The following is a 14743-nucleotide window of genomic DNA, read 5'->3' on the forward strand; positions in this document are numbered from 1 at the left end:
ATATCCATTAAAATGATTGTTTATTCAAAACTTTGCATTTCTACAAGCTTTTGGTAAACACCTTGTTTAGCAATAAGTTCGCTGTGTTTACCTTTCTCAACAATTTCACCTTTACTCATGACAATAATATTGTCGGCATTTTGAATGGTTGACAATCTGTGTGCAATAACTATAGATGTTCTGTTTTTCATCATATTTTCCAGAGCTACCTGTACTAAACGTTCGCTTTCGGTATCTAAAGCGGAAGTTGCTTCGTCTAATACCATAATAGGAGGACTTTTTAGTACGGCACGGGCAATACTTAAACGTTGCTTTTGTCCTCCGGATAATTTGTTACCGGCATCACCAATATTAGTATTAATGCCCTCTGGTAATTCCTTTACAAATTCCCAGGCATTAGCTACTTTCAATGCATCGATAATGTCTTCGTCTGAAGCATTGTCTTTACCTAATTTTAGGTTGTTTTTAATGCTGTCGTTAAACAGAATAGCATCTTGAGTAACAATTCCTAATTGGTTACGAAGTGAGTAGGTAGTCAGCTCACGAATGTCGATACCATCAATTAAGATGCGACCTTCATTAACGTCATAAAAACGGGTTACTAAATTCGCAATAGTCGATTTTCCACTTCCGGACTGTCCCACTAAAGCAATGGTTTCACCTTTAGAAATGGTTAATGAGAAGTTTTTAAGCACATAGTCTTTATCGTATTTAAAAGAAACGTTTTCGAATACGATTTCAGCATCGAACCCTGTTTTAGCGATAGCATTTTCTTTGTCTTTTAATGGGTTTGGCGCATCGATAATTTCCTGAATACGTTCGGCAGCTGCATCACCTTGTTTGATGTTGTATAATCCGCGAGAAATAGCTTTTGCAGGCACCATAATATTATAAGCTAAACCTATGTATGCAATAAAAGAACTCCCGTCTAATGAGCCGTCAACAAGTACCAATTGACCTCCATACCATAAAAGCACTGAAATTACTAGAATTCCAAGAAATTCACTTGTTGGAGAGGCTAAATTTTGTCTATTTAAAAGCTTGTTAGAAAAATTAAAAAAACGATTCGTTGAATTTTGGAATCTGTCATTAAATTTTTCTTCAGCATTAAATCCTTTTATAATACGTAACCCCGTTAGAGTTTCTTCTAAAGTCGATAAAAGAATTCCTTGTTCTTTTTGAACACGATCTGATTTTCGTTTTAAACTCCTGCCAATTCTAGAAATAATTAATCCTGCTAAAGGAATGAAAATGAATACGAATAGGGTTAATTTAAAACTTATGATAACCATCATGATGATTGTAAAAATAATCGTTAATGGTTCACGGAAGATTAATTCTAAAGCAGGAAGCATAGAATATTGTAACGTTGCAACATCCTGAGTAACACGAGCCATAATATCACCTTTGCGTTGTTCAGAAAAGTAAGCAAGCGGAAGTTCTATAGTCTTTTGATAAACGTTATTTCTTAAATCACGCACTACACCATTTCTTAAAAATACCATGAAGTAATTCGCTAAATAGCCAAAGATGTTTTTAAGAAGGAATAAAATTATGATTAAGCCAACAACCAGTAATAGTGCTTTTTGAGGTTCACTTTCTGTATACTGATTTACCTGATAAGCAAGATAATCTTTGTAGTAATCCTTTAAATGACTTAAGCCTTCATATACGGGAGCTTCGGTGATTTTTTTAGAATTCTTTTCGAATAGAATATCCAACATAGGGATAAGAGCAACGAAAGATAGTGCACCGAAAAGTGCGTAAAATATGTTTGAAATAATGTGACCAATAGCATAGCTTTTATATGGCTTTGCGTATTGTAAAATGTTGAAAAATTGCTTCATTTAAAAAGGTGTGTTAAAAAAACATGCTTTTATGAAAAACATAAAAGCATGCATATTTTACAAAGATATAGCTATTTAAATTAAATATATCTGTTTAACAATTTTTTGACTTCTTTACTGTTAATAATTAGATAAGCTTCATGTCTTTTAAAATGGTTTCCGCTTTAGTGTCTAATTCTGCTTCAACGGTTTTGAAATCTTCTGCAGAGTTTAATTTTGTATTAACACTCACGTAAAATTTAATTTTTGGCTCGGTACCACTAGGTCTTAAAGCAATCTGACTACCGTCTTCTGTATAATAGATTAATACGTTCGATTTTGGTACATCAATAGTAGTTTCTTCTCCCGTTAATAAATGTTTGGCAATCGATGTGTCGTAATCTTCCAGTTTAACAACTTTTGACCCGTTGATTTCTTTAAGCGGGTTTTCGCGGGCATCAATCATCATTTGAGTAATTTCCTGTGCACCTTCAATTCCTTTTTTAGTCAGAGATACCAGTTTTTCTTTAAAACAGCCGTGCTCAACGTAAAGTTTTATTAATTCATTGTAAAAAGAGCTTCCGTTAGATTTTGTAATGGCAGCAATTTCGCAAGCTAATAAGGTAGAAGTTACCGCATCTTTGTCGCGTACAAAGTCACCTACCATGTAGCCGAAACTTTCTTCACCACCACCAATAAAGTCTAATTGCGGATAGTCTTTAATTAATTTGGCAATCCACTTAAATCCTGTTAAAACAATTTTACTTTCTACATTATAAGCTTCAGCCAGTTTATTTAGCATCGGCGTTGATACGATGGTTGAAGCAATAAATTGGGTTCCGTTAATTTTGCCTTCAGCTTTCCATTGTTTTAATAAGAAATCGGTCATCATTAACATGGTTTGATTTCCGTTAAGCAATTGTAATTCGCCATCACTGTTTCTAACAGCAACACCTAAACGATCGCAATCGGGGTCGGTTCCAATAACGATATCGGCATTCACTTTTTCAGCTAATTCTAAAGCCATTTTTAAAGCAGCTGGCTCTTCCGGGTTTGGAGAAGCTACCGTAGGGAAATCGCCATTAGGTACTTCCTGTTCTTTTACAATATGAACATTTTTATATCCGGCACGTTTTAAGGTTTCAGGAACAGCAGTAATCGATGTTCCGTGTAAAGAGGTAAATACGATAGTTAAATCGTCTTTTGCGGCTTGGGTTGCACCAACGCATCCGTTTTTTACTGATGCTTCTATAAATGCATTATCAACATCTGTGCTGATATAATGGATTAAAGCATCGTTAGCTTCAAACTTAATATCAGAATAATCAATATCGTTAATCATAGTGATAACTTCACCATCTTGTGGTGGTACTAACTGTCCACCATCTTGCCAATATACTTTATATCCGTTGTATTCTGGTGGGTTGTGAGAAGCTGTTAAAACAATTCCGCAATGGCAGTTTAAATGTTTTACAGCAAACGATAATTCTGGTGTAGGGCGTAAGTCTTCAAATAAATACACTTCAATGCCATTAGCCGAAAATACATCAGCTACTACCTTTGCTAAAGTTTTACTGTTGTGGCGGCAATCGTAAGCAATAACGGCTTTTGGTGTTTCTCCAGGAAATGATTTGTGCAAATAGTCGCTTAAGCCTTGTGTGCTTTTTCCAAGTGTATATTTATTAATACGGTTCGTACCAATACCCATAACACCACGCATACCTCCGGTACCAAATTCTAAATCTTTGTAAAAGCTCTCCTGAATATCTTTTGGGTTGTGAGCAATACTGTTTTTTATAAAATCTTGTGTTTCTTCGTCAAAAGTTGGGGTTAACCAGGTGTTAATTCGGTCTAAAATTTTTGGTTCGATGTGTATCATAATGTGTTTTAAAATATATTTTCAAAAAAAGAAATTATTGTACTTAGTTTAGTTTGTTGGTTTCAATTTTTGAAGGGTATGAAACTGTTTTAAAGTTATTAAAAAAAAATAAAAGAACCCTTTGTAAGCCTTATTTTTTAAGACATTTGAAGGATTCTCAGTATTTTTTTTATTTCGTTAAAAATTTGAAGTCTCGTCCTTGATTAAATAGCGTTTTTTATCTTGTTTCGATCGTAAAATCATCTCACCAAGAAAGCCTGCAACAAAAAATTGTGTGCCAATAATCATGGTTGACAGGGCTAAAAAGAATTGTGGACGTTCTGTAATCAATCTTCCTGACGGATTTAAAAAGAGTTTATCAATGCCTAAATAAAATGAAAATGCAAATCCGATAATAAACATAAGGACACCCAAAGCCCCAAATAAATGCATTGGGCGTTTACCGAAGTGTGAAATAAACCAAATGGTAATCAAATCAAGGAAGCCGTTTATGAAGCGGTTCATACCAAATTTAGTTTCACCGTATTTTCTGGCCTGATGTTGAACCACTTTTTCGCCAATTTTGTTGAAACCAGCATTTTTAGCCAGTACAGGGATATAACGGTGCATTTCACCATTGACATCAATGTTTTTTACAACATCGTTGTTATAGGCTTTAAGTCCGCAGTTAAAATCATTAAGCTTTACGCCTGAGGTCTTACGGGCCGCCCAGTTAAATAATTTGGAAGGTAAATTTTTAGCAATAACTGAGTCGTAGCGTTTCTTTTTCCATCCAGAAACCAAATCGAAACGATCTTTGGTTATCATGTCGTATAGTTCTGGAATTTCGTCCGGGTTATCCTGTAAATCGGCATCCATGGTAATTACTACATCGCCTTGCGCTTTTTCGAAACCGGCATGCAGGGCCTGAGATTTGCCAAAGTTTTTAGCAAAACGAATGCCTTTTACACTTTCGTTTTGTTTCGATAATTGTTGTATAATTTTCCAGGAATCGTCGGTACTACCATCATCAATAAATAGGATTTCGTACGAAAAACGATTGGATTGCATAACCTTTGCAATCCAATCATGTAATTCTGTTAAAGATTCTTGTTCGTTAAGTAGTGGTATGACTACTGATATATTCATTTAAAGACTTTCAGATATTTGTAAAAATCAAAAATACTTAAATTATTCAATGGCTGGCTTACTTTTTTTCATTGCCGCTGCAACTATAAGGCCTATGATGCTAAAAAGAACCAGATAGATGGCTAATCCCTTTAGCATATTTAATAGAGAAAAAATGTTTTGAGTTTCCATTTGTTCTACATATTTAGCAATATCATCTATTGGGGTATTAAACCCTTTCATCATTTCAACCCTGTTTTCTATTGTTTTTTCTTTTAACACGGCACCAGCTTCAGTATCTATTACGCTAAATAAGACAAATGTAAGCAAAGTGTATATCACCAAACCTATTAATGCGGTAAGAAAGAAAGAAGTAAAAGCCTCCTTAAAAGAAGCAAAGCTATCTTGAGCTTGTTTTACTTTAGCTACAGATATAATTCCAAAAGCAATAATAGCTACTAGAATAAAAATACCAACCCACATATTATTTAATAGGTCCAGATTTACAGCATAGGCAACCACAATAATACCTGCTAATAAAGCTCCTAGAAAGAGTCCCCAGTTAGTAGCTATAGATTTTAAAGATTTTTCCATATTTTTGCGTTTATAAGGTAAGTTGAATGATTAGTTGTCAAAGATAGAAAATCGTTACAATTTAAATCTAAATAAAAAATATTAAAAAGTATTGGTAGTTTGTAAAAAATGCTTATTTTTGCACTTCCAAAATTGAACAGAATAAAAGCTTTAGCGATGAAAAAAAGTATACATCCAGAAAATTATAGAATAGTAGCATTCAAAGATATGTCTAACGAAGATGTATTTTTAACTAAGTCTACAGCAAACACTAACGAAACTATTGAGGTTGATGGTGTTGAGTATCCACTTGTTAAAATGGAGATTTCAAGAACATCGCACCCATTCTACACTGGTAAATCTAAATTAGTAGATACTGCTGGTCGTATTGATAAATTCAAAAACAAATACGCTAAGTTTAGCAAATAATCTTAGTACTTTATATAATATTAAAAGCCTTCAATATTTTATGTTGAAGGCTTTTTTGTTTTCGTTAATTAAGCTATTTTTGGGATGCCAAAACACAGGTTGTTTAGGTATTAATTAATACGTCCTAACGTTATGAACTACATCCTTTTTGATGGTCCGTCCAGAAATAATTTACTCCCTTTTACTTTTACACGTCCGGTAGCAGATATAAGAATTGGTATTTTAACCATTCGCGAAAAATGGGAAACCTTTTTAGATTCTACCACTACTACGGTAACGGAAGACTATTTATCTGATAAATACCCCATGGTAGAGATGGACGAAAACATTATGATTAATGCGTCGTTTTTACCAAATTTTGAATTGGTAGAAATGGTGAAAGATTTACAGGAAAATCAGGCGATTTTTAAAGATGAAGATGTTATTGCATTTTATACCAAGGATACTCAGGATGATATTAATTTTGAGAATTATGAAGCTTTAGAGTTTCATGATGAATTGATTAAAGTTGAAAACACCTGGGATATATTTTCTAAAAACGGAGAAGCTATACAGGAAGATTTTAATCTGTTAACTAAAGGAAGACGCTCACAACCAATTCCATCGAGTTGCAACATTATTGCAGCTGAAAATATATTTATTGAAGAGGGGGCTAAGCTTGAGTTTGTAACCCTAAACGCGAGTAGCGGACCAATTTATATTAGTAAAGACGCCGAAATAATGGAGGGGTCTTTAATTCGCGGACCTTTTTCATTAGGGCAATCTTCTACAGTTAAAATGGGAGCTAAAATTTATGGACCAACCACGGTAGGGCCTAGCAGTACAGTTGGAGGAGAGGTTAAGAACTCTGTTATTTTTGGGTATTCCAATAAGGGTCATGAAGGGTATTTAGGCAATTCTGTATTAGGTGAATGGTGTAATTTAGGGGCCGATACTAATAATTCTAACCTTAAAAATAATTACGCTGAAGTTAGACTATGGAATTATGAAACCGAAGGTTTTGCCAGAACCGGATTGCAGTTTTGTGGTTTAATGATGGGAGATCACAGTAAATGTGGGATCAATACCATGTTTAATACAGGTACAGTAGTTGGGGTAAGTGCTAATATTTTTGGAAGTGGATTCCCAAGAAATTTTGTGCCAAGTTATAGTTGGGGTGGAAGCGCCGGATTTACAACCTACACAACCAAAAAGGCTTTTGAAGTGATGGAAGTGGTCATGTCTAGACGTAATTTGTCTTTAACAGAGCAGGATAAGGCTATTTTTGAACACATTTTTGAGGAAACAGCGAAGTACAGACGTCAATAGATTTTTCAGGAGAATTAAAAATCATTTTCTATATTTGAGAGAAACACCTTTAAAAATAAGGTGTTTCTCTTTTTTATTTAATTCTATCTGTTACTTATGTTAGGTATCTTTTTTATTTATTTTATCGGCAAAAAGTTTTATGAATTAGCTGGTCGGTACAATCAGAATCAATGGTTGTTTGCTATTTTGAGTATTGTGGTGTATTACGCTTCAATGGTACTTTTTGTAATCGGATTAGTTATTTTTGATGAATTTGTATTCAACTGGTATATTGATTGGGATAATAATTCGTCTATAAGCTATTTAGGGATACCTGTTGGTTTGCTAACGCTTTATGGATTTTATAAATTCTTAGAATCTCGTTGGAAAAATAATGTTGTAATTATAAAGGATGAAATTCAGGATATAGGCAAAAGCATTGATAATTAATCGTGCTTTACTTTTTTTGTCTGTTTTAAGTTTAATAAATTGATTGGGTTAATACCTAAATCCATTACATTTTTTCTGGTAAATCTAACAACTTCGTCATAAAACATAACAACTACCGGGGCTTGTTGCATGACCAAGCTATCCATTTTAGTGTACAGCTGTTTTCGGTTTTCGGTATTTGTTTCTTTAAAAGCCTGTTCGTATAAAGTATCGAATGATTCACTTTTAAAGTGCGTATAGTTTGGTCCGTTGGGAGCAAAGTTTTTACTGTAATAAAGCGATAAGTAATTTTCGGCATCAGGATAATCGGCCACCCAACTGGCTCTAAACATATCTAATTTCCCGTTTGCTTTAGCGTCTTTTAGAGTAGCCGCAGGAATAACATCAACATGAACCTGTAATCCTGTTTTTTGAATTTCCCGCTGAATATATTCACAAAAACTTAAATAGTTGCTGGTTGTTGTGATGGTAATTTCAGGGTTTTCTATACCGGTTTCAGCTTTAAATTTAGTAACAAGATCTTTGGCTTTTTCGGGTTGGTAAGTAAATCCGATATTATCGTTGTAGCCAGGTAAGCCTTTTGGGATAAATCCACCGTTTGCCGGAATACCAATGCCATTACGCAGGTAAATCATCATTTTATTTCTGTCAAAACCATAATTTACCGCTTTTCTGATGTATTCAGACTGTATTTCAGGAACTTCAGCATCCATATAGAACGCTAAATATTCAGTGTTTAAATAGGGGCCACGAATCATATTAACCTCAGATTTATACAAATCTCGTAACTTCCCGTCGGCAGTCAGTATTTCATCTTTGTACGAAGCATCCAATCCCGAAACAAAATCAATGTTTCCTTGAGCAAATTGTAAAAATTCACTTTGTTTGTCCGGTAAAAATGTAATGGCTATAGCCTCAAGATACGGTAGTTTATTTCCGTTTGTATCTTTTTCAAAATAGTTTTCGTTCTTTCTGAATACCAGTTTTATGTTTTCCTCCCAGCGTTTTAATTTAAAAGGTCCGGTGCCAATAGGGTTAGATCTGAAATCGCTACCATAAAATTCTACAATTTCTTTAGGCACCACACTACAGTATTTCATGGTTAGTAGACCAAGAAAGGCAGGAAATGGTTGTTTTAGGGTTATTTGAAAAATGGTGTCGTTAACAGCTTTAAAGTTGTTGACTTTATTTAAAACCCAGCTTCCCGGAGAAGCAACTTGTTTGTCCAGTAATCTGTTCAGGCTATATTCAAAATCTGCTGCAGTAACAGTTCTTGTGGAATCTTTTCCGAAGCGTTCGTGTTTATGAAACCTAACGTCGCTACGAAGTGAGAAATTGTAAGTTAAGGCATCTTCAGAAATGGTCCAGCTTTTTGCAATACAAGGTAATACCTGCATGTCGTCATCCATTTGAACTAACCCGTTAAAAAGTTGATTAGTAGCCCAGATATCGGCTATGTCTTTTGAAAAGGCAGGGTCTAAAGAACCAATGTTTTTGTGTTCGTTATATTTAAAAACTAAATGATCTCGATTGTTTTTTTGTTTAGAATCACATGAAAAGCATAAAAGAATTGCTGTAAAACAATTTAATAAAACGAAAATACGAGTTTGTTTTTTTATCACATTGGTAGTATTAAGGTGTTTCAAAAATAGCAGTTTTGTGTTCTATATCTAAATTATTTTTAAGGTTTCATTGATGATTTTAGTGACTTTTTAAGAAAATGTGTGTCCTAATTAATGGTTAAGCAAATTTGCTATTATTGGCAAATCCTATTTTCAAGTCTCTCACTGTGGGCTTATAATTTATGTTATGTCCTGAAATTCGGAGCGTTTCGATTAGAAACGCTCTTTTTTTCTTATCTTTGCACGTTTTTAAAAAGGTTATGGATTCAAGAAAGAAGGTAGCATTTTATACGTTAGGCTGTAAACTTAATTTTTCTGAAACTTCAACAATTGCAAGAAGTTTTTCTGAAGAAGGGTTCGATCGTGTGGATTTTTCTGAAAATGCAGATATATATGTGATAAATACGTGTTCGGTAACTGAAAATGCCGATAAGCGTTTTAAAAGTATCGTGAAGCAGGCTCAGAAGATAAACCCAGATGCTTTTGTTGCTGCCGTAGGATGTTATGCCCAATTGAAACCTCAGGAATTAGCCGATGTAGATGGGGTAGATTTGGTTTTAGGAGCTACAGAAAAATTCAAAATTACCGATTATCTTAACGATTTAACCAAGAACGATTTAGGGGAAGTGCATTCCTGTGAGATTGAAGAAGCCGATTTTTATGTAGGTAGTTATTCTATTGGAGACAGAACACGTGCCTTTTTAAAAGTTCAGGATGGTTGTGATTATAAATGTACTTACTGTACAATTCCTTTAGCACGTGGTATTTCCAGAAGTGATACTATGGAAAATGTGCTTAAAAATGCCAGAGAAATTTCAGCTCAAAATATTAAAGAAATCGTTTTAACCGGTGTAAATATTGGTGATTACGGAAAAGGAGAATTTGGTAATAAAAAACACGAGCATACCTTTTTAGATCTGGTTACCGAACTGGATAAAGTAGATGGTATTGAGCGTTTACGAATTTCATCTATAGAACCTAACCTATTGAAAAACGAAACAATTGATTTGGTTTCAAAATCCAGAGCTTTTGTGCCGCATTTTCACGTGCCATTACAAAGCGGAAGTAACGATATACTAAAGAAAATGAAGCGCCGTTACATGCGTGAGTTATATGTAGATCGTGTTTCAAAAATTAAAGAAGTGATGCCGCATGCCTGTATTGGGGTAGATGTTATTGTTGGTTTTCCAGGGGAAACAGATGAACATTTCTTAGAAACCTATAACTTTTTAAATGAACTGGATATTTCATATCTGCATGTGTTTACGTATTCAGAGCGTGATAATACGGAGGCAGCCGAAATGGATGGCGTGGTAGCTAATAATGTACGTTCTAAGCGTAGTAAAATGTTACGAGGTTTATCGGTTAAAAAGCGTCGTGCATTTTATGAAAGTCAGATAGAAACCACGAGAACTGTGCTTTTTGAAGGAGAAAATAAAGAGGGCTATATTCACGGATTTACAGAAAATTACGTAAAAGTAAAAGCGCCTTGGAATCCGGAATTGGTCAATACTCTACACGAAGTGAAGTTAACCAAAATTGATACAGATGGCTTGGTAAGGTTTGAATTTACCAACGAATTGGCAGTTTAATGTTTAGTTAATCTGAAAAAACAGGCAACTCAACTGTTTTTTTCTGTAGTTTGGGCGTTTACCATATATTTTAGCGCATGTAATGTCCCAAATTATATGAAATCATTGATTCCAATACTATTTATATTTCTTGCATTATTTACAAGCTGTAACACAGAGTCTGTAGATGTTAACGATAATGCTGTTGAAGGAACTTGGAAGTTAACCTCCTGGACAGTTGGTATTCCTGTCGATTTAAATGGAGATTCTGTTTTAAGTACTAATCTTATAGAAGAGGTTTCTTGTGAGAGTTTGGAAATATTAACATTCTCTGTTGATGGTACTGTGGTGTCAAATTTAACTTTTAACCCGAGTGTTATGATTAGCCTGAACGAAACTTTAGGTGTATATGTATATCAGGTGCAGTGTGATAATGAAGGTTCTATAGGTTTCGCTGCGTCATATGAGCATAAGGGCTCAAGTGTTTTTATTAATGAACGAGAAGCGGTTGTTAGTGGTAATACATTAACAATGATTTATAAAAATGCTCAGAAGATTCACAATATTGCTAAAACAGATATTTTAGAAACAAAAGATATTACGTTGGTTTATACAAGACTTTAAGAATCAAATTAGATATAAAGAAAAATCCAAAACCTTAAGGTTTTGGATTTTTTTATGTTTTAAATTTTAAAAATTAAATTCTAACACCAACCGGCAGCATGCGCTTGTATTTTCGGTTGCTTCTCACAAACTTAGCTATTTCAGGACTTGTAGGAACAACGCTTAAATTGCGTTCTTCAATTGATTTAAACACAGCTTCTAAAAATTCTTTCCTGAATTCATCATCTTTAATCTGTTCAGGAATGATAAGCTTGGTTAAAAAAATTTTTCGTTCTTGAAGTGAGTACTCAATCTTAGCTAAGTGGCTATCAATTTTCAGTTCAAACTGACGTAAAAAATCATTGTCTACTAATTCTGCGGCATCAATCATGATTGTTTTTATTTCTTAGGAATCGTTAAAAAAGTGGGTGCTATTTGTATAACTTTGTTTTGCAAGTTACGAAAAATAATCCTTAAAGGAAAGTAAATGGCGCCTTAATGCCTTGCTGTATAAATGTTTAGTGTTTGTACGTTTGAGGATTTTAAAATAGATAAAGTATATTTAACTATGGCAACAGAAACTATACATGTATATTTTATGCCGGGTATGGCGGCAAGCCCTAAAATTTTTGAGTATATCAAATTTCCGGAGCCGCAATTTAAACTTCACTTTTTAGAGTGGATAATGCCAGAAAGAGAGGAGTCGATTAACGATTATGCCTTACGTATATGTGAACATATAGAATTTGACAATGTTGTTTTGGTTGGCGTGTCTTTTGGTGGTGTATTGGTGCAGGAGATGAGTAAGCATATTTCGGTTAGAAAACTAATTATTGTATCGAGTGTTAAACAACAGAATGAACTACCAAGGCAAATGCTTATAGCAAAGGCTACTATGGCTTATAAATTAGTGCCTACACAATTAGCAAGTAAAATTGACGTTGTTGCTAAATATGCTTTTGGCAATAATGTTACCAAGCGCTTGGATTTATATAAAAAATACCTGTCGGTAAACGATAGCAGATATTTAAGCTGGGCTATAGAACAGATGGTATGTTGGAGTCAAACAATTGTTCCTGAGGGTTTGGTTCATATTCATGGTGATAACGATTCTGTATTTCCAATTAAGAATATTAAAAATTGTATAATTATAAAGGGAGGAACCCATATTATGATTATCAATAAATATAAATGGTTCAATGAAAATTTGCCACAGATTATTTTAGAAGCATAATCAATTTTATTACCTTTAGAGAAAAACTTTTTAGCGATGAAGATTATAGAGAAAGCCTTGGCGTTTGTGGGATTATTAAGTTTATGTGCGTTATTTATTTATGCTCTGCAAGACGCGCCAACAGATGAAAATTTTGAGAAGAAATTGATAAACGATTATAACGTTTATGCCATTCAGGTACCAGATGATTTGGAGTTTTCGGGAGAACCTTTGCCATTAAAAAATCCTGATATTTTAGAGCGTATGGATAGAGAGTTGTTGGTTAACACGTATTGGCAATCTAACGGGTTGTTAATGTTTAAGCGTGCCAATAAATATTTTCCGGTAATCGAGCCTATTTTGAAGAAGAATGGTATCCCCGATGATTTTAAATATTTGGCCGTAATAGAAAGTGGCTTAACCAATGTCGTGTCTCCTGCAGGAGCAAGAGGTGTTTGGCAAATTATGCCAGCAACAGCAAAAGAAAATGGATTAGAAGTAAATGATAATGTTGATGAGCGTTATAATCTTGAAAAATCTACTGAAGTTGCTTGTAAGTATTTATTGGATGCAAAAAACAATTTAGGAAGCTGGACATTGGCAGCAGCGGCTTACAATGCAGGTAATGCTGGTGTGGCAAGACGTTTAAGAGAGCAAAATGTAACAGATTATTACGATTTACTTTTAGGGGAAGAAACAGGGCGTTATTTGTTTAGAATCGTTGCGTTGAAAGAAATTTTATCTCATCCTGCGAAATACGGATTCAACTTTAGAGAAAAAGATTTATATCAGGAAGTGCCTACCTATAAAGTGAAAGTGGATTCAGCGGTAACCGACTTTACTAAGTTTGCTGAAGGTTTTGGTATTAATTACAAGATATTGAAATTGCACAACCCTTGGTTAAGAGAACCACACCTGAATAACAAGTCTCGAAAAATGTATGAGATTGATATTCCAAAAGAAGGGTATTACAATTAAGATTAATAATGTATAGATAAAAAAAAAGCACATCATTTAGATGTGCTTTTTTTATATCCTATTTAGAAGGAAATTATCCTCTTCTTTTTTGTGCTCTAATCGATCCGCCAGCACCGTAATGTTGACTTGGTCCTTGTGCGCGCTTCATATTATCTTTCATCATTTTAATTTGATCGGCAAGCATGCCTTGTTTATCTAATTTAGAAGCTTCGCTCAATAATTTCTGAGCTTCCTGCTTTCTGCGTTTAGAAAAAGCAATTCCAGCTAAATTTAATTTAGCCATAGCTAAGTCATGATCCATAGATAATCCTAAAGTTACCGCTTTCTTAAAGAATTTTTCAGCTTCATTAACATTAGACTGCGATACCATTAAACCGTGTAGGTAGTTGTAGTAGCCCTGTTGTTTTTTTACTAAAGCACTTTCAGGGTTTTTAATTTTATCTAACCATTTTTTAGCACCATCAAAATCCTGTTTACGTAATCTTAAAAATGCCAGTAAAATAAATTCGTTTTTAAAATATAAGAATACAAATATTAAAGATAGTAGTATAAGCATAATACCATTACCAATATTATTCTCAACAAATTGATAAATAGCATACCCGAAAATGGCGATCGCTATGATAAGTTTTATAATTTTATTGTACATTTTTATTAGGTTTGTAGTGTTTAATAGGCTTTTTAAAACCTGGTTACCTTTATTCGATTTGCAAATAAACTAAAATTTTATCAAAATAGAATAAAAGATAATTAACAAAAAGCGGGCGATTATCCTAAATAAATAGGCTTATGAAGGGCTCGAAAACGTATCAAAAAATTATTTCAAAATATTTTTTTAAATAACGTTTGTCAATGTGAAAAGTCTTTGTATATTTGCGCTCAGTTTTGGAGGAACCCAAAGAAATAATAATTAAGTACAATTCAGATTTTTAAAGATACAAGATAATGAGTAAAAGAACATTTCAGCCATCGAAAAGAAAGAGAAGAAACAAACATGGCTTTAGAGAAAGAATGGCTTCTGCTAATGGAAGAAAAGTACTTGCTCGCAGAAGAGCTAAGGGAAGAAAAAAATTGTCTGTATCGACTGAATCTAGACATAAAAAATAATGATATTATATTGTTATAATATAAAGGTGTTGCTTTAGTGTAACGCCTTTTTTTATGCATACTTATCACTTACTACAGTAACATACATAATTAGAATA

Annotated in this window: 15 protein-coding genes; 8 read left to right on the forward strand and 7 right to left on the reverse strand. The window is 33.8% G+C overall.

The genetic code is table 11. The annotated features are described in order from the left end of the window. Nucleotides 1-20: 20 nt before the first annotated feature. The 4 genes from NO995_RS12810 to NO995_RS12825 all read right to left on the reverse strand — a co-directional run bounded on the left by NO995_RS12810 (nucleotide 21) and on the right by NO995_RS12825 (nucleotide 5406). The gene (locus NO995_RS12810; protein ID WP_258227850.1) at nucleotides 21-1847 is read right to left on the reverse strand and encodes an ABC transporter ATP-binding protein; all 1827 of its coding nucleotides are present in this window, start codon (nucleotides 1845-1847) and stop codon (nucleotides 21-23) included. Nucleotides 1848-1974: 127 nt separating this feature from the next. Further along, nucleotides 1975-3705 carry a phospho-sugar mutase gene (locus NO995_RS12815; protein WP_258227851.1) on the reverse strand — a complete coding sequence of 577 codons (1731 nt, stop codon included), beginning with the start codon at nucleotides 3703-3705 and terminating at the stop codon, nucleotides 1975-1977. A gap of 177 nt (nucleotides 3706-3882) precedes the next feature. Next, nucleotides 3883-4833: a glycosyltransferase family 2 protein gene (locus NO995_RS12820; protein ID WP_258227852.1), complete on the reverse strand. Its 951-nt coding sequence runs from the start codon at nucleotides 4831-4833 to the stop codon at nucleotides 3883-3885. A 42-nt stretch (nucleotides 4834-4875) separates the two neighbouring features. After that, nucleotides 4876-5406, reverse strand: coding sequence for a DUF4199 domain-containing protein (locus NO995_RS12825; RefSeq protein WP_258227853.1), 531 nt, complete (start codon nucleotides 5404-5406; stop codon nucleotides 4876-4878). A gap of 156 nt (nucleotides 5407-5562) precedes the next feature. Here NO995_RS12825 and NO995_RS12830 point away from each other — a divergent pair, with 156 nt between their 5' ends. From NO995_RS12830 to NO995_RS12840, 3 genes are all read left to right on the forward strand, one after another. Further along, nucleotides 5563-5814, forward strand: coding sequence for a type B 50S ribosomal protein L31 (locus NO995_RS12830; protein WP_240572793.1), 252 nt, complete (start codon nucleotides 5563-5565; stop codon nucleotides 5812-5814). Between the two features lie 132 nt (nucleotides 5815-5946). Continuing rightward, nucleotides 5947-7122 (forward strand): GlmU family protein, encoded by a 1176-nt coding sequence (locus NO995_RS12835; protein ID WP_240572794.1) that lies wholly within the window; start codon nucleotides 5947-5949, stop codon nucleotides 7120-7122. Between the two features lie 96 nt (nucleotides 7123-7218). Further along, nucleotides 7219-7551 carry a hypothetical protein gene (locus NO995_RS12840; protein ID WP_258227854.1) on the forward strand — a complete coding sequence of 111 codons (333 nt, stop codon included), beginning with the start codon at nucleotides 7219-7221 and terminating at the stop codon, nucleotides 7549-7551. Here NO995_RS12840 and NO995_RS12845 read toward each other — a convergent pair. After that, complete coding sequence (locus NO995_RS12845) at nucleotides 7548-9173, reverse strand: ABC transporter substrate-binding protein (protein WP_375141557.1); 1626 nt, start codon at nucleotides 9171-9173, stop codon at nucleotides 7548-7550. The two genes, NO995_RS12840 and NO995_RS12845, sit on opposite strands and share 4 nt — an antisense overlap. A gap of 260 nt (nucleotides 9174-9433) precedes the next feature. Here NO995_RS12845 and mtaB point away from each other — a divergent pair, with 260 nt between their 5' ends. Beyond that, nucleotides 9434-10765 carry a tRNA (N(6)-L-threonylcarbamoyladenosine(37)-C(2))-methylthiotransferase MtaB gene (mtaB, locus tag NO995_RS12850; protein ID WP_258227855.1) on the forward strand — a complete coding sequence of 444 codons (1332 nt, stop codon included), beginning with the start codon at nucleotides 9434-9436 and terminating at the stop codon, nucleotides 10763-10765. 96 nt (nucleotides 10766-10861) lie between these two features. Further along, complete coding sequence (locus tag NO995_RS12855) at nucleotides 10862-11368, forward strand: hypothetical protein (RefSeq protein ID WP_258227856.1); 507 nt, start codon at nucleotides 10862-10864, stop codon at nucleotides 11366-11368. 73 nt (nucleotides 11369-11441) lie between these two features. Here the strand turns inward: NO995_RS12855 and NO995_RS12860 are convergent, their stop codons facing one another. Further along, entirely contained in the window at nucleotides 11442-11738 is a 297-nt protein-coding gene (locus tag NO995_RS12860; RefSeq protein ID WP_240572799.1) for an N-acetyltransferase, read from the reverse strand. A 177-nt stretch (nucleotides 11739-11915) separates the two neighbouring features. Here NO995_RS12860 and NO995_RS12865 point away from each other — a divergent pair, with 177 nt between their 5' ends. Further along, entirely contained in the window at nucleotides 11916-12581 is a 666-nt protein-coding gene (locus tag NO995_RS12865; protein ID WP_258227857.1) for an alpha/beta hydrolase, read from the forward strand. Between the two features lie 36 nt (nucleotides 12582-12617). Continuing rightward, entirely contained in the window at nucleotides 12618-13538 is a 921-nt protein-coding gene (locus tag NO995_RS12870; RefSeq protein ID WP_258227858.1) for a lytic transglycosylase domain-containing protein, read from the forward strand. Between the two features lie 73 nt (nucleotides 13539-13611). Here the strand turns inward: NO995_RS12870 and NO995_RS12875 are convergent, their stop codons facing one another. After that, nucleotides 13612-14187, reverse strand: a complete 576-nt coding sequence (locus NO995_RS12875; RefSeq protein WP_258227859.1) for a DUF2892 domain-containing protein — start codon at nucleotides 14185-14187, stop codon at nucleotides 13612-13614. A gap of 296 nt (nucleotides 14188-14483) precedes the next feature. Here NO995_RS12875 and rpmH point away from each other — a divergent pair, with 296 nt between their 5' ends. Further along, on the forward strand, nucleotides 14484-14645 hold the full coding sequence (gene rpmH / locus NO995_RS12880; RefSeq protein ID WP_188215129.1) for a 50S ribosomal protein L34: 162 nt from the start codon (nucleotides 14484-14486) through the stop codon (nucleotides 14643-14645). The last annotated feature ends 98 nt before the right edge of the window (nucleotides 14646-14743 follow it).

The sequence above is a fragment of the Aestuariibaculum sp. M13 genome (assembly GCF_024723255.1).
In the GTDB taxonomy this organism is placed as follows: Bacteria; Bacteroidota; Bacteroidia; order Flavobacteriales; family Flavobacteriaceae; genus Aestuariibaculum; species Aestuariibaculum lutulentum.

Coding starts and splice junctions, on each gene's coding strand:
- mtaB (WP_258227855.1), top strand. CDS start 9,434: ATGGATTCAAGAAAGAAGGTAGCATTTTATACGTTAGGCTGTAAACTT.
- rpmH (WP_188215129.1), top strand. CDS start 14,484: ATGAGTAAAAGAACATTTCAGCCATCGAAAAGAAAGAGAAGAAACAAA.
- NO995_RS12875 (WP_258227859.1), bottom strand. CDS start 14,187: ATGTACAATAAAATTATAAAACTTATCATAGCGATCGCCATTTTCGGG.
- NO995_RS12855 (WP_258227856.1), top strand. CDS start 10,862: ATGAAATCATTGATTCCAATACTATTTATATTTCTTGCATTATTTACA.
- NO995_RS12870 (WP_258227858.1), top strand. CDS start 12,618: ATGAAGATTATAGAGAAAGCCTTGGCGTTTGTGGGATTATTAAGTTTA.
- NO995_RS12825 (WP_258227853.1), bottom strand. CDS start 5,406: ATGGAAAAATCTTTAAAATCTATAGCTACTAACTGGGGACTCTTTCTA.
- NO995_RS12835 (WP_240572794.1), top strand. CDS start 5,947: ATGAACTACATCCTTTTTGATGGTCCGTCCAGAAATAATTTACTCCCT.
- NO995_RS12820 (WP_258227852.1), bottom strand. CDS start 4,833: ATGAATATATCAGTAGTCATACCACTACTTAACGAACAAGAATCTTTA.
- NO995_RS12810 (WP_258227850.1), bottom strand. CDS start 1,847: ATGAAGCAATTTTTCAACATTTTACAATACGCAAAGCCATATAAAAGC.
- NO995_RS12865 (WP_258227857.1), top strand. CDS start 11,916: ATGGCAACAGAAACTATACATGTATATTTTATGCCGGGTATGGCGGCA.
- NO995_RS12815 (WP_258227851.1), bottom strand. CDS start 3,705: ATGATACACATCGAACCAAAAATTTTAGACCGAATTAACACCTGGTTA.
- NO995_RS12830 (WP_240572793.1), top strand. CDS start 5,563: ATGAAAAAAAGTATACATCCAGAAAATTATAGAATAGTAGCATTCAAA.
- NO995_RS12860 (WP_240572799.1), bottom strand. CDS start 11,738: ATGATTGATGCCGCAGAATTAGTAGACAATGATTTTTTACGTCAGTTT.
- NO995_RS12840 (WP_258227854.1), top strand. CDS start 7,219: ATGTTAGGTATCTTTTTTATTTATTTTATCGGCAAAAAGTTTTATGAA.